The organism is Mucilaginibacter aurantiaciroseus, assembly GCF_024055595.1.
Classification (GTDB): domain Bacteria; phylum Bacteroidota; class Bacteroidia; order Sphingobacteriales; family Sphingobacteriaceae; genus Mucilaginibacter; species Mucilaginibacter aurantiaciroseus.
This window is the reverse complement of sequence record NZ_JAMXOF010000001.1, coordinates 116,164-140,996: the sequence shown is the minus strand read 5'-3', so window position 1 is coordinate 140,996 and position 24,833 is coordinate 116,164. Positions and strand designations below refer to the sequence as shown.

Here is a 24,833-nt window from a genome sequence, read left to right as displayed (position 1 = left end):
GCTTCTTAATGCACAATAACCATTTGCATGTATTTTATTTATTGCACTTTTTGCAAAATCTATTTAATTAATTATTACGTATATTTTGTTATTTTAAACATTACCAAAATAACAGGCTGATATTAGTTATCTTGTATGATCTTTGCAGAAAACACTTAATATCCTAATTCATTGAAAAAACTATTACTTAAATATCTTTTGTGCATAATTTTTACACTTAATATAAGTGTAATCTACGCTCAGGAATATAGCGATAATGCAACTTATTATTACAATAATTTTGAAACTGCAACGGCCGGCAACACAGCGTCTTTAGGTGCAGCGGGTGTTAGTAGCGCCACACGCACAAGTGCTAGTGTTACTATCGACGCCTCTACTACAACACCGCTTGAAGGCTTGGTTAGCCTGGCGTCTACAAACCTTAATGCTGTTAGCGCCATTCGCTGGGATTTCTTAGGCAATGGAACCACGGGTATTAATCTTAATGCAACAGACTACGAATGGAACTTTCTTTATAAAAACACAAGCGCCTCAGCAAATGATGACCCGGACGTAATAACTGCCGGCACCAATTCCTGGCGTTATTGGCTTATCGCAAACGGATTTGCCACCAACGGCAACGACATGATGGGCTTTTACATTACACATGTTGGCGGCAATTTAATATTACGGTACCGTTTCGATGCGGCTGCCGGTGCTGGGCGTTATAATCAAATATTATCTATCCCGTTAGCAAATGATCAAACCGCCTATATGATCAAAGTACAAAGAATGAAGGCCGGGTCATGGGCTATATATATGGATAAGTACGTTACCGGTATGACCACCGCTAAAACACTAATAAGTATAGGCAGCGGCACAACAGGTAGCACATATAGCACATACTATTATTCATACTTGCAAGCCACCAGCACTACTAAAAATCGTTTTCAGTGGGATAAATTTGACATGTACACCCGAGTGTTAAAATTTGTTGGCACAAATGCAAACAGCGCAACTAATGGCATTACACAACCCCCCTACAGCGAAAACCAAACTGTAATTTTTTATGGCTTACAAGTACAAAGCAGAGGCAACTTTCCTATTGCTACCCAAATGTATTTTAATACCAGTGGTTCAGCACTAAATGACTATTTCGTCCAAACTTCCGGTGGATTATACAAGTCCTTTAATTCATTTTATTCTACAACTAATGATCGCGCACTTAGCACATCTGTACAGTTAAGCGGAACCGGTAATGGTTCTATAGCAGCTTCTAATATAGCAGACACAATAGCATCAAGTGGCCAAACTGATGGTACGTTATCTACACCGCAATATTATTTTTTTACTGGTACATTAAAAGCTTCCTTAAACTATGGCAGCCCACCAACGGGAACTATCACCGTTAACGGTGTAAACGACTTCTACGAGCGTCCAAATAATTCTTCTACAGGTTTAAGCTACACAAACACAAGTGCAACAAGCAACCCTATTACCTTTGGGAAGGGATACGATTGGAAAGGTGGCGCAGCAGACTTAGCTACCGGCTTTTATTTTTGGTCTAATAATTTAAATTGGGTGCAGGGCACGGCACCTGGATCGAGTGATGTTGCCCGGTTTGGGGTTGGGGGTAACACTTTTACTACACAACCTATGCTCACAAGTAGCCCAACTGTAAGTAAAATCACTATTGGGCCAAACACTATAAGCAGCATAAATAATAGCACAAAAATTTCATTAGATGTGCTAAATTTAACGGTAACCAATGGTATAACCATAGAAGCCGGAGGTAATTTACAATTATCGGGCTTAGTTGCTATCACCATGGGCACTTTAACACTTGGGCCAACAAGCTCCACAGTAATAAATTCCACAGGAACATTATCGGCTTCTTTAACAACTATAAATAATGGCGGTAGCCTAACATTACTTTCTGATGCCACCGGCTCGGGATCAATAGGGGCATTAGTTGGCTCCACTTTAACAAGCGCGGCTGCAAAAACATTTGTACAGCGGTATGTTTCGGCAGTAAGGGGGGTTCGTTTATTTTCATCGCCGGTAAATACAAGCAGTACAAATTATTCTTTGGCTTACTTAAAAAATAATGCATGGATCACAGGTACAACAGGCACCGGTGGTGGTTTTGACAAAACCGGAAACCCCACCATACATTTCTTTCGCGAAAACATGGCGCCTTCACAATCATCTTTCACCAGCGGAAATTTCAGGGGGGTAAATAGTTTCCTATCATCAAATTATGCTTTTGATGGCGAGGCAAGCACGTATAATATCCCCGTGGGTAACGGCTTTTTATTCTTTTTCAGGGGCGATAGATTGATTTCGACATTACTTGGAGCCACTATATCATCATACCTCCCTACTGAAACAACTTTTACAGCTACCGGTGCTATAAATACAGGTAGCTATACCGTAACACCATGGTATACACCAGGTAACGCCTTTTTGGGTTATAGCACAGCCACTGCCAATACAGCAATACGCGGATATAACTTGGTTGGTAACCCATACCCATCAACCATTAATTGGGAAAAATACAACCGTAATGGCGCCAATTCATCAATTTATGGTAGTAACAACCTCCCTGCAACCATATATATTTATAATATTAATAGTAAACAATACGCCCCTTATCAGCAAAACACCAATGCTATAAGTTCTATTGCTGATACTACCAGCACAATCAAACCAGGTAATGCGATTTCAAGCGATGGTGTAGTAAATAATATGATAGCCAGCGGGCAGGGGTTTTTTATAATTGCTAATAATACCACGCAGGCGCTCACCTTTCGCGAAACAGCTAAAACATCAACGTTACCGGCAACTGCCAGTATAGCTAAAATAATGAGCCTGCCATTAAAAAAATTGATGGGTACACCTATAGCTACCACAACCGAGAACGATCCTGTTTTTAGAATTCAACTTGTTAAAGATGATTTTAATACTGATGCTGTAACCTTTGTTTTAAATAATAAAAATGATACTAAGTTCTCTTTTGACGAAGACGCGTTAGATATTGGTGGCAATGGTGCCAGGGTGAGCCTGTCGGCACGATCATCTGACAATTTTTTATTGAGTATAAACAGGTTACCACTGCCTAAATTAACTCCGCAGGTTTTACCTTTAACAGTAGACGCCACAACTACAGGCTTATATACATTAAAAATGGATGCCCTTGAAAACATGCCGGCGTTATATCAGGTTTTTCTGAAAGACGCGTTTAAAGCAGATTCATTAGATATGCGTGCGTATGCTACCTATAATTTTAATATCGATAAAGGTAATTTAGACACTTATGGCGATAAACGTTTTACTATAGTTATCCGCCAAAACCCTGCTCTTTATTTAAAACTACTTGATTTTAAGGGCGTTAAAGTTACAGCCGGTGTTAAACTTAACTGGATTAGCGAAAATGAAAGCAACTACACAAACTTTACTGTAGAGCGCAGCATTGATGGCGGCAAAACTTTTGACATTATTGGCGGCCTGCATGCCGGTAACAATGGCACATATGCTTTAGTAGATACCAAACCCGTAAAAGGTTTAAACCAATATCGCTTAAAACAAGATGACATTAACGGTACTATCAGTTATTCTAAAACGGCAAATATTATGTATGCCGATGTTGAAGGGGTTACTATCAACGCGTTTAATGTGTACCCGAACCCGGTTAGCAACACTGTAAACGTTAGCGTTATAAACCCGCCAGCTACTGCAACCACCTACAATATTAAAATATCTGACGGTAGCGGGGCGTTAATAAAAAACGCGGTATCAACCGAGGCTACCTGGCAAGCTAACGTAGGTAATTTATTACCCGGAACGTATTTTGTACAGGTTATTAATAACACCACCAAAGCCGTAATAGGTAATGGTAAATTTGTAAAACTATAATACTTTAGCGGTATTAAGATAAATGATAATGATAAAAAAGATATTTGCCCTGTTTACTCTGCTTACTATTCATACTATCTCATACGCTCAATTAATAAACCCCTGTGGTGGCACTGATGATGACGACCCCTGCCCACTTGATACCTGGGTTTACTTTTTAGTATTTGCCTTTGTTATTTTTGGTGCTTACAAAATGCATCAGAAACAGAAAGGACTGAGCGTTTAAAGGGCGTTTTAAAACGCTCCGGGGGCGTAAACATGGTTTATAATGTTCACATGAACAAGTGACAATTCCTTGTCAGTGTTAAACATTTGATTATCAAGTCGTTTGCAAAACAACCGTTGTGTTCACAGCGTGAACATGAACACAAATAGGCCTAAAATGCCGTCACCAAAAAGGGGATGCAAATTGCATCCCCTTTTTGGTGACATATAAAGTCTTTTATGACTTACGCATCGGCGGTGTTAATTCCAGCTGTTTCATAATACCTTCTACCACCTTAGGGATATCGCGCATGGTTTGCTTTGGGTTATGCAATTCGCCAACGCCATAACCGCGCCATACTACCTGTTGGGTTTTGCTGTCAACCAGGTCAATAATAATCGTACCTTCTTTATAATGTACTTTCTCCGCAAAAGTTGGTCCTCCCCAGCCGCCGTAGCCCCAGGGGCCTCCCCAACCAAAGCCGTATCCCCATGGGCGGTACCAGCCACCACCAAAACCGCCGTAAAAGCCACCACCGTAGTAAGGTGAGGAAAACTCTGTTTTAGTACCACGGCCGGTAACCGTTAAGTAACGCACCAGCAAATCGGGATTTTGGTTTTGAAGTACAAGGCCTTTGCCAGCCAATGCTTGCCTTGTAGCTTCTTGTACTTTGCCGCTTCCAATCTCGTTGAGTGGGCGCCATTGCTTGTTTGGGTTAGTTTGCTGTGCTGCCCATGCAAAGGTTTTGTAAGTTGATAAGTTTGTTTTGTTTTGTGCAGCTGTGTAGTAATTGTAGCTGCTACAGGCCGATAGCAGCGATACGACAGCCACCGTCAGCGTTAAATAGATATATTTTTTCATTGCCTCATCAGTTATAAATTATGTGTTAGACTAATTACTTCGCAAAGGTTTAATCTGTTTTATCAAAAATTAAAATATTTTTTATGTTAGATATTTCCCTACTATTGGCATACGCCTGCCCATTCCAAAGGCTTTAGGCGATACGCGGAGTATTGGCGGAGTTTGATAGCGTTTATGCTCGGCCATGTTAACCAGGCGCAGTACTTTGTGCACTACAGCGTCCTCAAAACCTTGTTTAATGATTTCTGCTAATGAACGGCGATGCTCTACATATTGTGACAATATCGCATCTAAAATATCATATTCCGGCAGCGAGTCGCTGTCTTTTTGGTCGGGACGTAGTTCTGCAGATGGTGGTTTAACAATGGTGTTTTCGGGGATGATCTCGCGGTCGCGGTTTATATGGCGTGCCAGTTCAAAAACCTGTGTTTTAAACACATCGCCAATAACCGAGATACCGCCACACATATCGCCATAAAGCGTACCATAACCTACGGCAGCCTCGCTTTTGTTTGATGTATTGAGCAGGATATAGCCAAACTTATTGCACATGGCCATCAGCAATACCGCCCTGCTGCGCGATTGGATATTCTCTTCGGCAATATTAAAAGGCAGGTTATTGAATTGTGGATGTAACGAACTTTCAAAAGCATCGGTTATTTTTTCGATAGCGATGGTTTCTGATTTACAACCCAGGTTGGTCACCAGGTCTTCGGCATCTTTTAGGGAATGGTCGCTGGAGAATTTTGACGGCAGTAGTACCGCCATCACATTCTCTGCACCCAGTGCCTCGGCAGCCAAGGCACATACCACGGCAGAGTCTATCCCACCCGATAACCCTAATATTGCCTGCTTAAAGCCCGATTTATAAAAGTAGTCCTGTATTCCCAATATCAACCCTTGGTGAATCTGATCAATATCACTTGGGCGATCTGTTTTTTGGGTGGTTTGATGCTCAAAGGTAATACTCGCATCATCCTGTAAAGTATAGTAAGCGGTATTCTCGGTAAAGTAAGGCAGCTCATCGGCTATCTCACCGGTATTGCCAATCACCAAAGATCCACCATCGAATATCAATTCGGTTTGCGCGCCTACATGGTTCACGTAAAAGAGCGGTAGGTTATACCTGCGGGCGTTATCGCTTAAAATAGCAATCCGCTCCTCATCATGGTTATAAGCAAATGGTGATGCCGCGATGTTGATCATCACATCTGGCTTTTCCTGGATCAATATATCCATGGGGCGGGTAACATAAAGCGGGTTCTCAATGGTGTTCCACAAGTCCTCGCATATGGTTAATGCTATGCGTTTACCCTTAAAATCGATACAGCTAAACTGGGTCGACGGTTCAAAATACCGGTATTCATCAAAAATATCGTAATTGGGTAAAAGAGCTTTGTTAACTACCGCTTTAACTTCGCCATTCTCGATAAAGTAGGCTGAGTTATTCAGGTCCTTACCTTCCGGATTGTTGTTTGAGGTTGGTAAGCCGATAATACACGCGATGCCGATACACTCGGCTGCTATTTTTTTAGCTGCATCACCACAAAGACTGATAAATTCGTTAAATTCCAGGAAGTCACGAGCGGGGTAACCGCAAACACATAACTCGGCAAAAACCACCAGGTCGGCCCCGTTTTGTTTTGCTTCGCGGATGCCGGTTATGATCTTATTTGTATTAGACTCGAAGTTACCGATGTGATAATTAAGCTGGGCTAATGCTATCTTCATGTTATTTTGAGTGGTAATTGGTTATTTGACAAGTGGTTAATAAGCTTATAATGAAACAAAACTATTCACTACTTAGCACTTAACTACTCACTAATTCCCCTAATGCAAATAAAAAAATTATTTTTGCTAAAACGCTATTAATGATGTCTAATTCATGTAAAACAACGCTTATTTATATAAGTTTTTTTTTGTGCCTGGCTTTTATGGCCTGCAAGCGCAATAAAAAGGTTGATATAAGCAATATACCTGTTGATGTTAAGATTGAACGCTTCGACAAGGATTTTGATTTGCTGCATACAAAACCACTTAACCCGCAGATAGCTGCCTTGCAAAGCAAGTACCGCGTATTTTACCAGGATTTTATTGAACGCGTTTTAAAGATAGGTAGTACTGCCGATACAAACTATTACAAAAACCTGCGCGATGTTTTTGCCGGCAAGGCATATACCGATCTTAAACATGATGTGGATGCTGCTTACCCCAACACCGATAAGCAGGATGCAGAACTAACGGATGCCTTCCGCCGGATAAAATATTTTTACCCGCAAAAGAAGCTGCCAAAAGTATACGCTTACTTCTCAGGCTTCCAGGCGCAAACCAGTATTGGGGATGGTTACTTTGGTATCGGGCTTGATCTTTTTTTAGGTGCCGATTCTAAATTTTACCCGGCGTTGGTAGAGAGCTTTCCGCATTACCTGTCGCGCAGGTTTACTTCCGATAATATTGCCCCACGCGTGGTAGAAGGTTTAGCCCGCGAGGATATGTTCCCCGAAGATGACCGCGATAATTCATTACTCGCCAAAATGGTATACAACGGCAAGATACTATACTTTATGGACCAAACACTGCCCGATGTGCCCGATTCTACCAAAATAGGCTACACCGCGCAACAACTAAAATGGTGCGAAGACTTTAAAGGTAATATCTGGGGATTTTTCCTGGAGGAGAACCTGCTTTACGAAACCGATTTCCAAAAGATACAAAAATACCTTAACGAGGCGCCCTTCACCCCCGGCCTTGGCGATAAAAATGAATCGGCACCAAAGCTTGGCGTTTGGACGGGATGGCAAATTGTTAAGCAATATATGGATAAGCATCCCAACGTTACCCTGCAACAGCTGATGAACGACAGGGATGCTCAAAAGATCCTCAATGAAGCTAAATACCGGCCGAAAAACGTCAAAGAATAAAGACACAACACTTCATGTCTTTGAAAATTGCAATAAATTACGAAGTATCACATCTACACAAAAATTTAAAACACAAAAAAAGCGCTGCCAAAACCGGTAGCGCTTTTAATTATATCGTTTTTATAATTACTTACTTCAAAATGCCAAAAACTGCTCTAAGACAAATGATAGCAGCAAATAATAATATAATGTTAGATACCAATGTAGCGTGTGGAAAATCTACAAAACGTAAGTATATACCCACTAAACCTATAACTACGGTAAAAACTAAAAATTTATAGTGACTTACTGAATTGGCGTTCTCTGTTGAATTTTGCATTTGCTTTTTATTTACCACAAAAATATAAATGTTTACCGAAAAAGTGATAATCTTTTTTTCGAATTAAACGGCTTTTTCTTTCTTGCTCCATCCCTGTGGCAGGTTCTCCTCTATCTCGATGTTCTCAAACTCGGCACTGGCACGTGAACCTACAACTTTTGCCCAGGCAGCCATCTTGGCAATACCTTCTTCGAGGCTTACGTTTTTGCTGTTACCAAATACGCCGGCAGCCTTAGAATGATCGCTGTGCGCATGTAAGACTTCTTTACGAGCCTCCAGGTGGGTAACTTTAGGTTGTACGCCAAGTTCTTTAGCAACTACCTGTACCAGTTCGTTAACAGTGTAAGGCCTGTCGGCACCTACGTTAAATACCTGGTTAAATGATGCGGGTACATTAACACAATTTGCAATGTGCGGGGCAACATCATCAATATAACTGAATGCCCGGGTTTGCTCGCCATCTCCAAAAATGGTCATTGGTTTTTCCTGCATGATCTGGTTCATAAAAATACCGATCACGTTACGGTATTTATCGCCAATATTCTGATTTTCACCATAAACATTATGCGGGCGGAAGATAACCGAGTTTAAGCCAAACATGTGTTTAGCGGCATTCAAGTCCATCTCTACAGCATATTTAGCTACACCGTAGGGGTCTTCGGGCTGTGGTACCATGCTCTCTAACATTGGCAGCTGGCCTGCGCCATACACCGCGATAGACGAGGTGAATACAAAACATTTTACTTTATATAATATAGCAAAGTTGATCAAATTAACAGAACCTATAAGGTTGTTGTTGTAGTTAAACCTGCGGATAAAGTGCGATAAACCTTCGGCAGCGTAAGCGGCCAGGTGGTATACGTAATCAAACTTGTGCTTTTCAAACAAACTCTCTAAAAGCACAACATCATTAATAGAGCCTATAACAAACTCAACACCTTCGGGAACGTGATCTTCAAAACCGCCGCTCAAGTCATCCAATACAACAACTTTATGCCCAAGGCTTAAACAATGTTTTGCTACGTGCGAGCCAATAAAGCCGGCGCCGCCGGTTACTAATGAAATGATCATAATTGTATAAGTAATCTGGTTAGTTTAAATTATTGCTCCGTCACAAATCCCTCTGTTCTCAAAGTTAGTGTAATAAATATTCCGTGTAGATATTTATTTACTTCTTTCTGGTTTTTGCATGCTGTTGCACCAACAGCATGCAAAAACCAGGCCGCGTGCGGAATCCATTGCTCCTTCCATCGCCACTCGTCGCCTTTTGCTTCGGTTTTTAAAATCAATGCCCGATCCATCTGCGCTCTCATCTTTACCCGTAATACCGTTAGAAATGCCCCCACGCTGGCTTTCGTGCCCAAAACCAGATGCCATATACGACACATTATTTTCACCAAAACCATAAATAAAGCAGCGATTGTAGGGGTTGCCGACCATTATCCACGAGAGTTGCTGTGAAGCATATGTACCAAGTGTTGCCTTAATTCCCCATTACCAGCAGCCTGGTAAACCAAACGGCCACCTATAACCGCCGCTGTTGCCAGTGAGCCAAGCCTTACGTTTTCGCCCTGCCACCACCAGCATGTTACATTTTCATGGGGAATAAAAAAACCATCTTTCACCTTGCCTTTAAACATAAAACTCTGGCGGGCATAGCCAAATGGATTAGCCACCCTGTTGGTTACAGTTACATTATAATCTAAAGCTTACTTAATCGTTTTTAATGCTGCTGCGCGATGGGTTTCATCCTTCTCCACATTAAGATGGCGCCATAATGCCACGATAGGCAGCCCCGCATCAGATGCATGCCAGTACGGGCGACCGGCATCATTCGCCAAAAAGTAACCGGTTATGGTTGTTCGTTTATTCAAATTATAGGCGCGTTTACGAGCCTCGTCACGGTAAAGATTTTCTTTTGTAACTAACCAAAGTTGGGTAGCGGCCATTAAGGCACAGTAATCCTCAATAATGTTCTCTTTACCGTCGTCATCGTATTTCGTGCTATTCGCTAAAAGATGGGCGAATGCACGTTTAGCGGCATCAAAATATTGCTTCGAAGTATACTCGCCATCTTTTTGCCAATTCGATGCAGGGGCCAAAGCAGCGATAGCCATCCCCCCACCCTCGCGGAAAGCGCATTCATACTGGTTAGTGGTAACACTGTTTGCCAGCAGGCGTACAATGCGGCGGACGGCAGGGTCTTTATCAAAATAGCTAAACACCCTCATGTAAAAAATAGCCATCAGGTGATAGATCGCGCATAATTTAGTCTGTATCGTAAAGCGCTTCGGTGTCTAAAGAATCTTTTAGCTTCCATTTATTGAGCAGGCCAGGAATCCTTTCTGATGTGCTAAGCATGGACCAGGTAACCAGTGGCATCTGCTGGAGCGACATATAATTGGCGTAGGCCAAGTGCGAAAAGCATTTATTTACATCGCCCGAGGCATCGCACCAGCCGCCACGGATGTCAACCGTTTTATCATTGCCGAAAAGTTTTATGTGGGCATCGGCACTTAATTCCTGCTGGTTATTGGCGCGTTGATTATTATAATAGTGTATAATGGCTGATACCGTTTGTTTAGCCAAAGCGTTCTCCCCGATCTCAAACTGGTATGATGTAAAAACCGTGCGACCTGCCTTAACCTGCAATTTGTATTTCCTGTTTGGTTGTAGGTTGAAAAATCCACTTTGTAAAATACCTTACCCGGGAACCATTCGGTTATTAACTGCGGAGTGGCGGCGAAACCTATAAAGACTATTTACCGTTAGCATCAATTAAGTTAAAAGAAAGTTTACCTGCAGCCTTGCTATCCAATTCGATCACCGCTGTTTTCGGCGCGTTGCTATCAAAAGCTATTTGGTTTACATAGATAACAGGTTTGGCAAATGCAGCGTATGAGCCTATTAAAAAGCTTATGCATAATATCGCCCGGAAGAAATTTTTTATTTTTTGTGAGATTGATGTTAGCAGCAAAAAGGCCGCGATACTTTTGGTATCGCGGCCTAAAAATAAGCTATTTTGCCAAGCAATCAATTTTTTACTGCCCATACCGATACAGAGCCGGGGCGTACAAAAAATTCGGCCCAGCCATCGTCGCCAATGGTTATCTCGGCATCGTGCTTGCCCAGGTAGTCTACAAAGGTTTTGCCCGCATGGCGCTGGCCTATTTCCATCTTTTTGTTGCCTTCTTCGCCGTTTGAGATCACGATAGCGCAGCCCGAGTTTTCATGCTCAACGGTGCCTTCACGTGTCCAGCCTATACAGTTGGGGTGGTCAAAGTAATCGCGCTGCAGGCCGTAAGCAATATGCTTGCGGGTGTGCAGCAGGCTTTCCAGTTCGGCAACCGGGGCCAACGTAATTTCGTGGTCGTTACCATCTTCGCCTTTATCGGTATATTTTGAGCCATACAGGTCGGGGTAAAAAACGCAAGGGTAGCCACTTTTGCGCAGCAAAATAAGGGCGTAGCCAATTGGCTTAAACCAAAAATCTACTGGTTGGGTAAGCGATTGTAACGGTTGGGTGTCGTGGTTTTCCACTAATGTTACTGCCCTATCCGGGTTAGCTGCTACCAGCGAGTTATCGAAGATAGTGGTCAAATCATAATCACTACCCTGCACCGATGCTTCGTGCAGGTTGTTATGCAAAGGCGCGTCAAAAAGCGACATGCGGCCTGCGGTGGCTTCGATATACTCCTGCAGCAAACCTACTTCGTAACTCCAGTATTCACCAACGGTGAAAAGTTCCTGCCCGGTTTCGTTGCGCATGTGGTCCAGCCAGTCGTTATAAAAATCGAACGAGATATGTTTAATGGCGTCAAGGCGCATCCCGTTAAAGCCTACCGTATCGTAATACCATTTGCCCCAGCGTTTCAGCTCATCGCGCACGGCGGGGTTGCGGGTATCAATATCATCAAGCATCAGGTAATCAAAGTTGCCGTTCTCGGTACCTACAACATCTTCCCAGGCCTCGCCATATTGGTTTTGGATGCTAAAGATGGCGTTCTCGCCGGTGGCGTTATCATGGTCTACCCCGCTAAAGCATTGCCAATCCCACACAAATCGCGAGTGCTGCCCCTGCCTGCCGGGGAATGTAAACTTGGTAAACGATTCTATCTCGAACGGTTCGCTGATAAATTCGTTGCGGTTATCGGGGTTAACTTTGCGCACGGTAAACTTTTCCACCTCGTCGCCGCCGCCCATGTGGTTTAGCACCACATCAACGTAAACGTTCAATCCGGCTTCTTTGGCAGCGTTAACCGCATCAAGTAATTGCTGTTTTGTACCGTATTTTGTACGTACCGATCCTTTTTGATCGAACTCGCCAAGGTCATATATATCGTAAACATCGTACCCTACCGAATACCCGCCAGCCGTGCCTTTTTGGGCCGGTGGCAGCCATACCGCATCTATGCCTATACTTTTCAACCGCCCCGATTCATTCTTCAAATGCTCCCACAGGCTTCCGTCGCCGGGGTAATACCATTCAAAAAACTGCAGCATTGTAAAATTTTCCATTCCGTATAATTTATCACCGTACAACTTTATAAATAGTTTTTAGTTTTGGCAACTATAAAAAGAGCATTGCAACCCCCTTAAACGCCCTTTACCAGACCCAAAACCGACCAAAATGTTCACGTTCACGATTGCGGACACACACCAATATTTATAAAAACCTAATAATCAATAGTTTTAAAAATTCGAGTACTGACAAAATGGTGCCACCACGGCTATCAACTATTTTAATATACATACCCCCTGTAACAACGCCCGGCCTTTGGCATCATACTTGTAATTAAACTTAAAAATACATTTACTTAAATTATAATACTATGGGCTTATTAAAATTTATAGCGGTAGGTGCCGCCATTGGATACGGAATAAAATACGTTACTAAAAAAGGACCTAACGGCCGTTCTATCCTTGATGATATTACCGAAGATGCACCGGAGTGGTTTGAAAAAGCAAAAAACTACGCTACTGAAAAGGTTGAACAAGTAGCACAACAAGCCAAGCCCGATGCAGGCTACCACGGCGGTCAATAGCAGACCAACAAATATTTATTAAGAAAGCCCGTCTAATAATCGCCAAAATACGTACAAGCCAGTATACTGTTCATTTTGTTCATTGATTTCGAATTGATAAAACAGTTGTTTGAATTTATTAATTTGGCTCAACTTTGGGCGTGTAGCGTTACACGCCCAAAGTTGAAGCATACACTTCAACAACTATACATACCCCAAAATCAATCAGAAGTATTATTGTAATTTTTTTAACACTTTAAACCTAACCCGTATGCCACTTACTGATCCAGATGGTACCATCCCCGTAGCAACCGCTAAAGAATGGGCTGCAAACTGGCGAGATTATCTGCTAACTGCCGACTCTGATTTTATCACACGTTCGTTTGAGATCCCCATTGTAGATTTTCAGAACATTTTACTTTACAACCCTACTGCCCAATCGGTTAAAGCTTTTATAGGCCTTAAAGATATTGGCGCCCCCTTAACCGCACAATTAATGCTGGTACCTGTTGTTGCCGGCCAGGAGGTGCATACCCTGCAACTTGTAGGTGGCTTGGTTGGCGATGTGCAAAGCAATATTTATGATATGACTACGGCCTGCCCGCCAACTTGTTCAACAATTGTAGGTGACACTTTAGACAATTAAAATTTTGTAACTATTACCCGTTATGTTTACAAGCTTTATATATATTTAAAGCTTATGAACATAACGGCTTTTAGTATTTATGCAATGTATATAGTGCCGCCCACTGTGCTGATACCCATTGTATTTGCATTACTTAACTTTAACCATTTAACAAAACCTTTAAAAATAATTTTTTGGTATTTAATATTTTCGGGTTTATTTAACCTGGTAGCTTTGGTTTTAATTTCTATGCACCAGACCACCACATGGACGTTACACCTCTATGCTATTATTGAATTTATAGCCCATTCGCTTTTTTACAGCATGTTTTTTAGTAAAAAAAAGCGAAATATATTTATGGTTTTAATGGTTGGGTTTACAACATTGTGCGTTATTAATTACTTTTTTATTCAAAATAAAATTGAGTTTAACACTTACACAAGACCTTTGGGAGCTATAATTATTATTGCTTACAGCCTATTATTTATACTTAAAAACCAAAACGACGAGAAAAGCTGGGGCGATAATATTTACAACTGGATAAATGCAGGCATACTTTTATATTTTGCAAGTTGCCTGTTCATGTTCATTTTTTCTAATTATTTACTTGAAAGCCCGGATATTAGCCGGTTGGTTTGGGCCATACATGATACCGTGTTGATATTTGAATACTCTTTATTCGCCGTAGGATTTTATAAATGCAGAGCACAACAGACAATATCTTCATATTAGTAGCCTTAGGGATGGCGGGGACCTTTTTATTGGTCGTGTCGTTCATACTCTTTTCTATCCGTAACCAAAACAGGCTATTGAAACAGCGGCAGCAATTTCAACAGGCCCAAATTACGCATCAAAAAGAATTGCTAAAGGCGGTTATCGAATCGCAGGAGGCCGAGCGAAAACGTATTGGGCAGGACCTGCATGACGATGTTGGCACAACTATATCCGGCTTGCGCCTGTTGATAGAGATGTTTAAACCCAGTAGTGGCGATGATAAAAACTACCAGAACTTTGCGCAAAGCACCAAAACCATTATTGACAAAATAGTGAAGGATGTACGCAATATTTCACACAACCTATCGCCTACAACTTTAAGGTATTACGGGCTTGCAGCAGCCGTTAACGAACATTGCACCATTATCAATCAATCGGGCAAGTTAGAGATAACGCTTAACAACAATGCCGAAAAAGTTTTAGAAAACCTGCCCATAACTACCTCTACAGCAATTTACAGGGTAATAGAAGAATTATTGAACAATACCATAAAACACTCGGACGCAAGCAAGGCCGATATTGATTTTAAGGTTGATGCAGGGCTTATTATGATAGCCTATACCGATAATGGCAAGGGCTTACGGGCAGATATTGAAACGGCAAAAAAAGGCATGGGTATGCAAAATATAGAAAGCCGCTTGCTAAACATTAATGCAACTTATAAATTGGAGCCTTACGCCGGTAAGGGTTTTCAAATTAAAATTGAATGCCCAATAGTTTACGCATAACCATGACAGAGATAAGTATAGCTATAGTAGATGATCAAAACCTGTTTAGGCAAAGCCTGGCATTACTGGTAAACTCTATAGAAAACTTTACATTGGTTGCTGAGTGCACGGGCGGGCAAGCATTTATTGATACGCTTAAAACTTTTAAAATAAAGCCCGATATAGCCATTATAGATATGGATATGCCCGGCATAAATGGTATCGACCTTAATAAATACCTACATGTGCATCACCCGGCTATTAAGGTGATCATATTAACCGTACACGCTAACGAAACACTCATAACCCAAATGATAGATGGCGGCGCAGCATCATACCTGGTAAAAAACTGCGATAAGGATGAATTATTGCTTACTATTAATACCGTATATAAAAACGGTTTTTATTTTAATGCCGATGTAATAAAAGCCTTGCGTAATAGTGCAAACCACCGCTTAAACTCGCAGGATATATTAAACGGTATGCCAATTATGCTATCAAAACGCGAGGGGCAGGTACTTAACCTAATTTGTAAAGAGTTTAATAACACCGAAATTGCTGCCGAACTGTACTTAAGTGTACGCACTGTTGAAGGGCACCGCATTGCTTTAATTAATAAAATTAAGTGCCGAAATACAGCCGGATTAGTGCTTTTTGCGTTAAAACACAGGCTTGTAGATATTGCCCTTTAAAACCACGTATAAACACGCGATTTTAAAAATGCGTATTTGTACTATAACCCCCAATTTAGGACACTATTGATTAGCATATTGCCCAAAACGTAAATACCATTGCCAAACAATCGTTTATTTATATATTTTTTCTCAATAATTAACAATGCCATTTTTTGTAAAACTTTAAGAAATTTTTTCAGTCAACGCAATGTTTATATTTACGTATAAATTAAAATATTCTGAAAAGTTTTAGCAGATGGATATAGTTTTTATTAGTAACCAGATCAAGTACGATATATTAAATATTTGCGGTTTACCGGTTGATAGCTCTTATAATTTATTGACTACCACCCCTTTAAAATCGATAGGTTATGACAGGGATGAGGAACTATGCAGGCAGCTTGAAGAAAAACTGCGCGTAGTTGCAGAAGAGTATAATACAGGGAGAAGGGTTGAGAAGGGGGATGTATCACAAAACTTAACCGTACGCGAATGTATTCAACTTGTTATAGCATAAGAATCACTAACAAGAAAAGTAGATTAATAATTGTAGTACATGACTTCAATATTACCTCAATACTACGAAGTACTAAAAAAATCCGTTTTAATAACATCGGGGTTTATTACTATTTCCCCTTGTGATTGTAAGGTAATATCTAACCAGATATTGGCACAAACCAAGCAAAGTATAAGCGAAACCACGTTAAAACGCGTATATGGCTTTGCTTACAGCAAATTTAAACCTTCCCTTTTTACCATTGATGTGATGGCCAAATTTTGCAGCTACCAGGGCTGGGATGATTTTTGCCAAAAACAAAATAATACATTAGTTAAACAGCCCAACAGCGCCGGCACAAGTTGGGATAGCCTTAAAATTAACGCGGGCAAAATAACCAACTTTACATTACAGGTGCTGCGCAATAAATCGGGCATCCCGTATGGCCAAACCATCAAACGGAAATTTCTTGATGACCACTTCAAAGAATTTTTAGCAGGCGATTATACAGCTACTGTAATAGCAGCCCCGGCAGGCTACGGTAAAACTATTGGCCTGTGCCATTGGGTAGAAGAACGGATAGAGCTGAATACACAGGGCGAATTAAACGACGTTATCCTGTTTTTTAGCACCAACGCGCTAATGAATGTTTTTTTAAGCGGCCGCGATCTTAACCATTGGCTGTTGGTGTTGTTAGGCTACACGCAGGATGAGGATATATCTGCCCTGGCAGATACGCAGCAACAAAAAGGCGGCAATTTCTTTTTGGTGATAGACAATTTTGACGAACACTTTCACAAACCCGAGCAGTTTAAACTGCTGCTTAATCAACTGATAGACATCTTTTCGTTATACCAAACGGCGCCATGGTTTAAACTAATACTAAACATGCGATCGGCAACCTGGATAAATAATAAGCATGAGCTGGATAACGGCAACTGCAAATGGTTTAAAGGGTTCTTAAACAATGTTAACTGGGCTATTAATGTGCCGCTTTTTAACGTGAACGAAATAAAAGACCTTTGCCTGAAAATTAACCCGGCAATTAAACCCTTTATAGCGGTTGATATGACCAATGAATTTAACCACCCGCTATATTTCCAGTTCTATTACAAACAACACAAGGATCATTTTTCGCTAACCGATATAGACCATGTTTGCGCCTATGAATTGATATCTACCTTTATATTAAACAAGGTTTACCTTGGCCACTACTCCGCAGAAAAAGTTTTGTTGCTTAAAGGCCTTGTTGAGCAAATGGATTTTGAAAACGATAAATTTGATGTCGTAAAAACCAGGGTAAATGGCCTTATAAAGCAATCCGCAGCTGCTTATAACGAGTTGATAAGCATTGGTTTCATCCGCGAGTTAAACAATAGTACCCATCTGCATTACCATACCAATATACAGTTCGCAAATGATAATTTTTTGGAGTATACCATTGCAAAAACCATCCTCCACAAAAGCAACTTTATATTTGACCTGGTATTAATCAAAAACCTTAACAACAGGTTTGCAAATAGCATACATAAGTTACCCATTTTAAAATGGTGTTTGTTATATGCTATAAAAACAGGGCAGCAAAAAAGTTTCGAAATGCTTTCGCAAACGCAGCTAAACTTAAATGAAAAATCGGATCTGATCATTTTCCTGGGCGATTTGCTGGATAAAGAATGTGCTGCAGCCAACAAATCAGAATCGCTCATTCAGTACTTTAAGCAAGATTGCAGCCCACAGCTGTTTAATTACTTTTTTGGCATTGAGTTTATTAAAACAGGCTATAAAAAAACCCTTTACAGCTTGCTTAAGTTTGAGTTATCAAACCGCAAGCGTATAATGGTATATGCCATGTTGGCAAGCTCGGCGTTAATGCGCTTAGATATGGATGACCTGGCTTTATACATAGATAAGCTAAAAAAAATCCCGGCAGAAGATTATCACAATTTTGCCATAAACCCGCTTAAATGTCTCGACGCGTTATACTCCATCTTCAAACACAACGAAATTAAGAAAGAGGTATTTGCAGACGTAACCAGGTTTTATTTTAACCCGCCAAGCGAGGGCAAATACTTTGAAGATAACGCCTCAAATGATTTAATATATCTTTTGGCGGCGTATACCCTATTGTTAACACAAAAGCATCAAAAAACTCTTCGGTTTGTAAATGTTTTAGAAAAGCACTACAAAAAAAACAATTTGGACACTATTAACAGTTATAGCTACTTTTTAAATGTTGTTATAGCCGATTGTAATTACAGAATAGGTAATACGGGTGAATTAACAAGAATTTATGAAGCCTTTTCGGCCTGTTATAAAAAGGACACCAGCGCTTTTACCAACTACATGAAAAACATGTTTTACGCGCTAAGGATAAAGAATAATTTAAACCTGAAAAAATACAGCCATATTATTGAGGATGTTAAAACACATAACCAAGTTGCAGGCGAACACAGGCTGTCAAAGCTATTTTTATCAGCGCTTATTTTAAAAGATGAAAATATAGCAGCATTATACCCGCAATTTTATAAAAAATGCCAATACGATGATAATAAACTGCTTCGCGATTGCGGATTATTAACCAACCCGATGCTAAATAATGCACCGGTGCACAATACCTAATACCAAACCTAATCAAAATGCATGGCGGCGTTGCTACGGTAACGCCGTTTTTGTTTTACGCTGACCACATCTACCTGTAACATCGCCGAATATTCGCATGGTTATATAGCAATCTTTCATTTATAAAAAACACCAGCTTGCCTCATAGTAATTCCTTAAAGAATCGTGGCATAGGTACTTTTCCTAAAAGCTTCGCATATAGTTTTTTAAATTTCGCCTTACAATGTTAATAAAAAGTTGTTTACACCATTCGGAAATGACTTTTTATCGAAAAAATTTTAAATTTTTAAATATATACTGTTTTTTTAGCAAAAAAATTGAACCAAAAAACACTTTAAAAGTGTACAGCTTTAAAACAATACTGATTTTGAATTTTTTAATAAAACAAAGCCGTCATGAAAAAATTATTTAATAATTTAACATTGATTTAAATATTTGTTAACCGAGTTGTTGTATTATTGCAAATGCAATAATTTATTTGAAGTATCTGTTAAAAAGTTACAAAAAAAATACAAAAAAATCCCTTGCATATAAAAACTTAGTGTTACTTTTACACTATTAAAAATAACAAAAAAGTCTTCTCATAATTTAGGTTTATAATTGGTTAGTAAAGGCCCCTGCCCATCAGGGGCTTTACTTTTTAAAAATATTTTTTAAATCTGATAAGATAAAAATCACAACAAGCATTTGACGTTTCACAAATTTTGCTACTTTTGCCATCCCAACACACGGGGGATTAGCTCAGTTGGCTAGAGCGCTTGCATGGCATGCAAGAGGTCATCGGTTCGACTCCGATATTCTCCACTCACTTTCCGTAAAATCCGCCGAATTTCGTACGAAATCGGCGGATTTTCTTTTTTCACATCAATTTTACATATGGTCTTCAATTGTAGTGTTGCTAGGTGCACCATTAACCCTGATAATTATTTAGTTTAGTTAGATTAAAAGCGTGAGAAATTTGATCGGCTTAGTTATTTTAGCCAATTTGATTATTAAAACCGCCGGTTTATAACCCGGAAGAAAGCAGCACACGGCATACTTGAGCGCATGAAAAAAACTGCTGGATGATTATTTTGGTAATGCAGCAATATTGCAAAAGGGATTACCAACCGTTGGTTACATTTTGGAGTGAATAAATATTTCCGCTACCCATTTGCGTAATTTGGTAAATGACAAGCTATTTCAGAACAAGACAGAAGACATTTTTAATTGCGCCAATTTTTTGCAGTGTTGATAAAAGACAATAATATTCATCAATCATTCATCTTTTTTAAAAGTACCTTGTTGAACAGCCCGTTATAAGTAAGTTCGTATCAATCAGAAATGCCTTAGTAAAATAAGCTAATTAGACTAATTTTATTTACAACAGCAATGATACAATATACATTCTTCCCGACAGATGCCCGTCTTTCCGAATACCTTTTTTCTTATGGAACCATGGAAATTCCGGCAGGCATTACTTCACAGCTGCTTTCTCCACCCAACGGGTTAACAGGATTTTTAATTCGGGTTAAGGAAGATAGAAATACTTCTGTGGTGGGAAAAGATTTTGAGGGTAAGCCTATAGCACATCAGCCAAATTATGTGATTGGGCAAACAACTTCTCCCATCATAGGGTATGGTGTGGGGCATATTACTTTTTTGGTAGTGTTCTTTCAGCCATTGGGTATGTATCAGCTTTTCGGATGCAACATGGCAAGCCTTGCTAACAAGTCTGAGGACTTGATTGATTTTTTAGGCAGAGAAAAAGCCGGAATGCTGATAGAGAAATTAAAGAATGCTGATGACAGGGAAGAACAAACTGATATCTTAAACGATTTTTTTCTATCGCAAAAGTTAGTGGATGATGATTGCAGTGATGTAAAAAAAGCGCTTCAACTTATTCATTCATCACAGGGCAATATTAATGTAAAGAGCATCGAAACGGCACTTGGTGTAAACCGGCGTTCGCTGGAAAGGCATTTTAAAACTAAAATAGGCATAAGCCCGAAGGTGTATGCACAGGTATACCGCTTTAAATGTGCTATGAATTTTCTGCAGGCTAACCCCGGCACTACCTGGGCTTCATTAACATATAACAATGGCTTTTTTGACCAGCCGCACATGATACGCTATTTCAAAGAATACTTAAAAGTATCACCCAATAACCTCGTAACCTTGGATATGGATTTCATTAACTACTTATTAAAACATTAGGTTATTGCAACATTAATTTTGCTGTCGCATTTGTACAAGACTAAGCGTTTTTAGTAAGATACATTTGTAAAGTCTGCATAGCGCAATGTTCTGCACTTAGCAAAGAATTTTGTGAGATGAGCAATTGCGGTATTGTTATATGCTGGAGGTAAAGATTGTTGCCGTGAGAAATTGGTTATAGTACCCAACTTTTTATTGAGTAAATAATAAAGATTAATAAGCATTTTTTATGTTGGATGCTATGGCGAGAATAAAAGTAAAAACCAGTACAGAGCCAAATGGATTGATAGAAGACAATCCTGGCGATGTTATACTAAATGCGGACCAACAATGGGTGGTTTTGCCGGATGGGTTTTTGTTGCTGAACTTGGCTGGAGGCCGTATGGAAAAAATGAATAAAAGCAAAGAAAAAAATTCTGAATAAACCAACTCAATAAGTTCTTGAAGTTGTTACCATTGGTGGTATTTCCAAAAAAATCATCACATACAAAATACCGTTTAATTGACTTCCATTATTTCAATGATTATTGAATAATAGGGTACAGAATTGCTTTATATGTTACAAGTTTCTTCACCAAAAACTACTTTTCAAAATTCTTTTAAAACTTTAAAAACAAAAAATGAACACACAACAATTTAAAACAGCGTACACACCGGCGGGAGAAAATGCTTACAACAATCCATACCTGAATGTGCTGGGTATGAAAGTGGGTGTAAAAATAGCCCATGCACAAACATACGGACAATTTTCTTGCGTTGAAACGCATCTGGCCCCACGCCAGATGGGACCTCCGCCGCATGTGCATTATCAACTGGATGAAATAATGAGGGTGATAGAAGGTACGGTGAGTGTGCTGGAAGGTAACAAGGTAGTAGAAATAGCAACCGGCGGTTATCATTTCAGACCGAGAGGTATTGTACATACATTTTGGAATGCCCATGATGAGCCCGCTGCCTTTATTGATATGTACCCCGGCACACAGGATTTTGCACATTATCTGGAAGAGCTATCGCAACTGGGTACAGACCTGCACAATGAAGGGGCCAACCCATTTGCCCCAGAAAGTATTGCACGCTTTAAAGCATTGGATGCCCGCTATAACCACGAAGTTTTTTATGAACAAATGCCGGCGCATATGGCAAAGTATAGCAGCATGCAATGATTAAAATACCAGCTATCCTGGTGGTGGCTGGTATTTGCCGATAAGTTTGCAACATTATTTTTTAAAAAAAAGCAATTCCTTTTAAAATACAATTCTCCTAACTCTGCATCATCCATAACTTAGCATTTTAACCAACAAAAAAATAAACCTGTAACTTATAACACAACCATATGTGCTATGCTTGTTCTTGCAGCCTTATGATGAGCCAAATAGTAAGCCTCACGGCTTATACCAAACAGTGCACAAATAGGTTCAGGGTATACTCCGGCCGCTTTTGTCACATTCTTAAGACTGTTGGTACCACGTTTTTTCGGAGACTTTTGAAGTACTTAATTATTTGGCTAAAAGGGCCATCAAAAAAGGATTCCTAAATGAATTGACAAAGAAATATTGTAAATAAAGAATCTAAAATAAACACTGTAAATTTAAAAAACGCACCAAAATTTTATTGAAAACTCAAAACCGATGTTAATAACTGTAGAGCCTGAAGGCGGAGAAATATTATCAGTAGTAGGCGGTAGCTACCGCATTTTGCTGCCAATGTTGCTAAAAAAACGGCAATGCACTTTAATTGAATCTCTTCCGGCAGTTCTCGTCAATAATCCATGAAGCAAGCGGGGTGATCATAGCCGCTCCACCGATGACTGTAACCGTACGTAAGAATTTTCTTCTTGACCAATCTTGTTGTAAATCCGTTTGAATTGAAGTTGAAATTTATTTCCAGGTAATGTAAAAGCGTGCAAAGTCATCTTTATATTGTTCAGATACGTTATATGTACCTGTTCCTATACTCACCGAATTTTTGGTTACAGAAGTTACTTTGTCAAGCGATATTATAGTTGATCTATGTATTCGCATAAATTTTTCTTTTTGTAATTTATCTTCGATGGCTTTTAACGTAATTAAAGAAAGAACCGGCTTCTCCGAATCTATTAGATAAATTTTTGCATAGTCCTTCAGCCCTTCAATATGGCTAATATTGTCGCATGCTATTTTTACTATTTGAAATTCCACTTTGAGATAGATATAATCGTCTATGCTTGACGATGCCTCTTCTGGCTTAGTTGTTATTTCCGCGAATTTCATTGCCTTAGTTGCCGCACGGACAAAGTCTTCATAACCGAATGGTTTCAGCAGGTAGTCAATCACATTAAGCTTGTAGCCCTCTACTGCAAATTGGTCAAATGCGGTAGTAAATATGATAGCAGGGGCATCCTGCATATTTCTATTGCTTAGTATACGGGCAAGTTCGATGCCGCTTAGATCAGGCATTTGAATGTCCAGAAAGATGAGGTCAACCGGGTTTTTACCAATAAAACTTAATGCCTCGATAGCATTATCAAAACTTTCAGTAAGCTTCAAAAAAGGCGTTTGGCCTATAAACCGGCGTATCAGATCAAGTGCGGGCGGTTCATCATCTACCGCTATACAGTTTAATATCATATCAGTAACTTTAATTTGGCTTCGTATTCATTCTCACTCACCATACCCATGCTAAGCGTATATTTATCCGGATATAACAGTTCCAGCCTGCGGGTTGTGTTTCTAATACCGATGCCATTACTTTCATCTTCGTTTGCACGACGACTTTTATAAACCGTGTTTCTTACAGTTAATTCAACGTTCCCGTTGTTTTGTAAAATATATATGGAGATATAACCTTCCTGGATTCCGCTTACACCATGTTTAAAAGCATTCTCTACAAAAGGCAAAAACACCATTGGCGCGATCATCATATCCCCTGCCTCTTCCGGCACTACCAAATGTACCGTTGTTTTTCTACCGGTGCGAAGCTTCATCAGTTCAACATATTCCCTGATAAAATTAAATTCTTTGGTTAACGGCGTATGTTTTCCTGCGGCGTCATATAAAACATAGCGCATCATCTTGGAAAGATTTGTTATAGCGGTTCTCGCAATTTCGCCGTCAGACAATGTGTAAGAATAGATGGTATTCAATGTATTAAAAAAGAAGTGCGGGTTAATTTGCGCCTTGAGCAACGTTAGCTCTGAACTTACTTTTTCCTGTTCAAGTTGCTGGCGCAAATTAACCTCTGCCTGCCACTTTCTGATAAAACTAATAGTGATGGATAGCCCGGTTGTAAGAAGTATCATGCCCGGCACAAAAGTATTCCAATGCCCGCCACGACCCTGCCGAAAAGGCATTTCGTTTAAATCAAAAACTTCGTTGATGAGGCTCTTCAGTAGGGTAAATACAACAATAAGCACAATAGTAATTACTACGTATATCAATACCGACCGCTGAATAAGCAAGCGAGGAATCAGCACATAATAATTCAAATAAAAAGTTACGATCAAAATTACAAGTAGCACACTTTGCTTAATCAGGAAAACC

The 24,833-nt window shown here is 39.9% G+C and carries 25 protein-coding genes and 1 tRNA gene; 14 read left to right on the top strand and 12 right to left on the bottom strand.

Annotated features, from left to right (window positions below):
- The first annotated feature begins 171 nt into the window (after nt 1-171).
- Together NAF17_RS00620 and NAF17_RS00615 are read left to right on the top strand one after the other, a co-directional pair.
- Nucleotides 172-3,894, top strand: coding sequence for a DUF8693 domain-containing protein (locus NAF17_RS00620; RefSeq protein ID WP_252756037.1), 3,723 nt, complete (start codon nt 172-174; stop codon nt 3,892-3,894).
- 28 nt (nt 3,895-3,922) lie between these two features.
- The gene (locus NAF17_RS00615) at nt 3,923-4,120 is read left to right on the top strand and encodes a hypothetical protein (protein WP_252756036.1); all 198 of its coding nucleotides are present in this window, start codon (nt 3,923-3,925) and stop codon (nt 4,118-4,120) included.
- Nucleotides 4,121-4,336: 216 nt separating this feature from the next.
- On the opposite strand, the gene NAF17_RS00610 is transcribed toward NAF17_RS00615, so the two are convergent.
- Nucleotides 4,337-4,960, bottom strand: a complete 624-nt coding sequence (locus NAF17_RS00610; protein ID WP_252756035.1) for a DUF4136 domain-containing protein — start codon at nt 4,958-4,960, stop codon at nt 4,337-4,339.
- A gap of 81 nt (nt 4,961-5,041) precedes the next feature.
- A complete protein-coding gene (locus NAF17_RS00605; protein WP_252756034.1) occupies nt 5,042-6,691 on the bottom strand; it encodes an NAD+ synthase in 1,650 nt (549 codons plus the stop codon).
- Between the two features lie 140 nt (nt 6,692-6,831).
- On the opposite strand from NAF17_RS00605, the gene gldB reads away from it, so the two are divergent.
- Both gldB and NAF17_RS00595 read left to right on the top strand, forming a co-directional pair.
- The gene (gene gldB, locus NAF17_RS00600) at nt 6,832-7,881 is read left to right on the top strand and encodes a gliding motility lipoprotein GldB (protein WP_370340310.1); all 1,050 of its coding nucleotides are present in this window, start codon (nt 6,832-6,834) and stop codon (nt 7,879-7,881) included.
- 14 nt (nt 7,882-7,895) lie between these two features.
- Nucleotides 7,896-8,162 carry a hypothetical protein gene (locus NAF17_RS00595; RefSeq protein ID WP_252756033.1) on the top strand — a complete coding sequence of 89 codons (267 nt, stop codon included), beginning with the start codon at nt 7,896-7,898 and terminating at the stop codon, nt 8,160-8,162.
- A gap of 101 nt (nt 8,163-8,263) precedes the next feature.
- Here NAF17_RS00595 and NAF17_RS00590 read toward each other — a convergent pair whose 3' ends face one another.
- The 7 genes from NAF17_RS00590 to NAF17_RS00560 all read right to left on the bottom strand — a co-directional run bounded on the left by NAF17_RS00590 (nt 8,264) and on the right by NAF17_RS00560 (nt 12,718).
- Nucleotides 8,264-9,271, bottom strand: a complete 1,008-nt coding sequence (locus NAF17_RS00590) for an NAD-dependent epimerase/dehydratase family protein (protein WP_252756032.1) — start codon at nt 9,269-9,271, stop codon at nt 8,264-8,266.
- A gap of 93 nt (nt 9,272-9,364) precedes the next feature.
- A complete protein-coding gene (locus NAF17_RS00585; protein ID WP_252756031.1) occupies nt 9,365-9,577 on the bottom strand; it encodes a hypothetical protein in 213 nt (70 codons plus the stop codon).
- Nucleotides 9,578-9,639: 62 nt separating this feature from the next.
- A complete protein-coding gene (locus NAF17_RS00580; protein WP_252756030.1) occupies nt 9,640-9,876 on the bottom strand; it encodes a hypothetical protein in 237 nt (78 codons plus the stop codon).
- Nucleotides 9,877-9,909: 33 nt separating this feature from the next.
- Nucleotides 9,910-10,446, bottom strand: a complete 537-nt coding sequence (locus NAF17_RS00575) for a hypothetical protein (protein ID WP_252756029.1) — start codon at nt 10,444-10,446, stop codon at nt 9,910-9,912.
- Between the two features lie 22 nt (nt 10,447-10,468).
- Nucleotides 10,469-10,852, bottom strand: coding sequence for a hypothetical protein (locus NAF17_RS00570; RefSeq protein WP_252756028.1), 384 nt, complete (start codon nt 10,850-10,852; stop codon nt 10,469-10,471).
- A 106-nt stretch (nt 10,853-10,958) separates the two neighbouring features.
- On the bottom strand, nt 10,959-11,237 hold the full coding sequence (locus tag NAF17_RS00565) for an early set domain-containing protein (RefSeq protein ID WP_252756027.1): 279 nt from the start codon (nt 11,235-11,237) through the stop codon (nt 10,959-10,961).
- Nucleotides 11,234-12,718: an alpha-amylase gene (locus NAF17_RS00560; RefSeq protein WP_252756026.1), complete on the bottom strand. Its 1,485-nt coding sequence runs from the start codon at nt 12,716-12,718 to the stop codon at nt 11,234-11,236. The genes NAF17_RS00565 and NAF17_RS00560 overlap by 4 nt, the downstream gene beginning before the upstream one ends.
- Nucleotides 12,719-13,032: 314 nt before the next feature.
- Here NAF17_RS00560 and NAF17_RS00555 point away from each other — a divergent pair, with 314 nt between their 5' ends.
- The 10 genes from NAF17_RS00555 to NAF17_RS00510 all read left to right on the top strand — a co-directional run bounded on the left by NAF17_RS00555 (nt 13,033) and on the right by NAF17_RS00510 (nt 22,478).
- A complete protein-coding gene (locus NAF17_RS00555) occupies nt 13,033-13,245 on the top strand; it encodes a YtxH domain-containing protein (RefSeq protein WP_252756025.1) in 213 nt (70 codons plus the stop codon).
- 250 nt (nt 13,246-13,495) lie between these two features.
- Complete coding sequence (locus NAF17_RS00550) at nt 13,496-13,870, top strand: hypothetical protein (protein ID WP_252756024.1); 375 nt, start codon at nt 13,496-13,498, stop codon at nt 13,868-13,870.
- Between the two features lie 677 nt (nt 13,871-14,547).
- A complete protein-coding gene (locus NAF17_RS00545) occupies nt 14,548-15,351 on the top strand; it encodes a sensor histidine kinase (protein WP_252756023.1) in 804 nt (267 codons plus the stop codon).
- A gap of 2 nt (nt 15,352-15,353) precedes the next feature.
- Nucleotides 15,354-16,022, top strand: a complete 669-nt coding sequence (locus NAF17_RS00540) for a response regulator transcription factor (RefSeq protein ID WP_252756022.1) — start codon at nt 15,354-15,356, stop codon at nt 16,020-16,022.
- 238 nt (nt 16,023-16,260) lie between these two features.
- A complete protein-coding gene (locus NAF17_RS00535) occupies nt 16,261-16,521 on the top strand; it encodes a hypothetical protein (RefSeq protein ID WP_252756021.1) in 261 nt (86 codons plus the stop codon).
- 39 nt (nt 16,522-16,560) lie between these two features.
- Nucleotides 16,561-19,119 (top strand): hypothetical protein, encoded by a 2,559-nt coding sequence (locus NAF17_RS00530; RefSeq protein ID WP_252756020.1) that lies wholly within the window; start codon nt 16,561-16,563, stop codon nt 19,117-19,119.
- 730 nt (nt 19,120-19,849) lie between these two features.
- Nucleotides 19,850-19,923: transfer RNA gene (locus tag NAF17_RS00525), tRNA-Ala, on the top strand.
- Between the two features lie 567 nt (nt 19,924-20,490).
- A complete protein-coding gene (locus tag NAF17_RS00520; protein ID WP_252756019.1) occupies nt 20,491-21,315 on the top strand; it encodes a helix-turn-helix domain-containing protein in 825 nt (274 codons plus the stop codon).
- 241 nt (nt 21,316-21,556) lie between these two features.
- Entirely contained in the window at nt 21,557-21,739 is a 183-nt protein-coding gene (locus NAF17_RS00515) for a hypothetical protein (RefSeq protein WP_252756018.1), read from the top strand.
- A gap of 196 nt (nt 21,740-21,935) precedes the next feature.
- On the top strand, nt 21,936-22,478 hold the full coding sequence (locus NAF17_RS00510) for a cupin domain-containing protein (RefSeq protein WP_252756017.1): 543 nt from the start codon (nt 21,936-21,938) through the stop codon (nt 22,476-22,478).
- A gap of 567 nt (nt 22,479-23,045) precedes the next feature.
- On the opposite strand, the gene NAF17_RS18225 is transcribed toward NAF17_RS00510, so the two are convergent.
- The 3 genes from NAF17_RS18225 to NAF17_RS00500 are packed head-to-tail and all read right to left on the bottom strand — an operon-like array spanning nt 23,046 to nt 24,811.
- Nucleotides 23,046-23,180, bottom strand: coding sequence for a twin-arginine translocation signal domain-containing protein (locus tag NAF17_RS18225; protein WP_370340860.1), 135 nt, complete (start codon nt 23,178-23,180; stop codon nt 23,046-23,048).
- A 12-nt stretch (nt 23,181-23,192) separates the two neighbouring features.
- The gene (locus tag NAF17_RS00505; RefSeq protein ID WP_252756016.1) at nt 23,193-23,921 is read right to left on the bottom strand and encodes a LytR/AlgR family response regulator transcription factor; all 729 of its coding nucleotides are present in this window, start codon (nt 23,919-23,921) and stop codon (nt 23,193-23,195) included.
- Entirely contained in the window at nt 23,918-24,811 is an 894-nt protein-coding gene (locus NAF17_RS00500) for a sensor histidine kinase (RefSeq protein ID WP_252756015.1), read from the bottom strand. The genes NAF17_RS00505 and NAF17_RS00500 overlap by 4 nt, the downstream gene beginning before the upstream one ends.
- Nucleotides 24,812-24,833 lie beyond the last annotated feature (22 nt).

What these genes read in the sequence shown, in the direction of transcription:
- NAF17_RS00615 (WP_252756036.1), top strand. Translation starts at nt 3,923, where the DNA reads ATGATAAAAAAGATATTTGCCCTGTTTACTCTGCTTACTATTCATACT.
- NAF17_RS00610 (WP_252756035.1), bottom strand. Translation starts at nt 4,960, where the DNA reads ATGAAAAAATATATCTATTTAACGCTGACGGTGGCTGTCGTATCGCTG.
- NAF17_RS00605 (WP_252756034.1), bottom strand. Translation starts at nt 6,691, where the DNA reads ATGAAGATAGCATTAGCCCAGCTTAATTATCACATCGGTAACTTCGAG.
- gldB (WP_370340310.1), top strand. Translation starts at nt 6,832, where the DNA reads ATGATGTCTAATTCATGTAAAACAACGCTTATTTATATAAGTTTTTTT.
- NAF17_RS00595 (WP_252756033.1), top strand. Translation starts at nt 7,896, where the DNA reads ATGTCTTTGAAAATTGCAATAAATTACGAAGTATCACATCTACACAAA.
- NAF17_RS00590 (WP_252756032.1), bottom strand. Translation starts at nt 9,271, where the DNA reads ATGATCATTTCATTAGTAACCGGCGGCGCCGGCTTTATTGGCTCGCAC.
- NAF17_RS00585 (WP_252756031.1), bottom strand. Translation starts at nt 9,577, where the DNA reads ATGGCATCTGGTTTTGGGCACGAAAGCCAGCGTGGGGGCATTTCTAAC.
- NAF17_RS00575 (WP_252756029.1), bottom strand. Translation starts at nt 10,446, where the DNA reads ATGGCTATTTTTTACATGAGGGTGTTTAGCTATTTTGATAAAGACCCT.
- NAF17_RS00560 (WP_252756026.1), bottom strand. Translation starts at nt 12,718, where the DNA reads ATGGAAAATTTTACAATGCTGCAGTTTTTTGAATGGTATTACCCCGGC.
- NAF17_RS00555 (WP_252756025.1), top strand. Translation starts at nt 13,033, where the DNA reads ATGGGCTTATTAAAATTTATAGCGGTAGGTGCCGCCATTGGATACGGA.
- NAF17_RS00550 (WP_252756024.1), top strand. Translation starts at nt 13,496, where the DNA reads ATGCCACTTACTGATCCAGATGGTACCATCCCCGTAGCAACCGCTAAA.
- NAF17_RS00545 (WP_252756023.1), top strand. Translation starts at nt 14,548, where the DNA reads ATGCAGAGCACAACAGACAATATCTTCATATTAGTAGCCTTAGGGATG.
- NAF17_RS00540 (WP_252756022.1), top strand. Translation starts at nt 15,354, where the DNA reads ATGACAGAGATAAGTATAGCTATAGTAGATGATCAAAACCTGTTTAGG.
- NAF17_RS00535 (WP_252756021.1), top strand. Translation starts at nt 16,261, where the DNA reads ATGGATATAGTTTTTATTAGTAACCAGATCAAGTACGATATATTAAAT.
- NAF17_RS00530 (WP_252756020.1), top strand. Translation starts at nt 16,561, where the DNA reads ATGACTTCAATATTACCTCAATACTACGAAGTACTAAAAAAATCCGTT.
- NAF17_RS00520 (WP_252756019.1), top strand. Translation starts at nt 20,491, where the DNA reads ATGATACAATATACATTCTTCCCGACAGATGCCCGTCTTTCCGAATAC.
- NAF17_RS00515 (WP_252756018.1), top strand. Translation starts at nt 21,557, where the DNA reads ATGGCGAGAATAAAAGTAAAAACCAGTACAGAGCCAAATGGATTGATA.
- NAF17_RS00510 (WP_252756017.1), top strand. Translation starts at nt 21,936, where the DNA reads ATGAACACACAACAATTTAAAACAGCGTACACACCGGCGGGAGAAAAT.
- NAF17_RS00505 (WP_252756016.1), bottom strand. Translation starts at nt 23,921, where the DNA reads ATGATATTAAACTGTATAGCGGTAGATGATGAACCGCCCGCACTTGAT.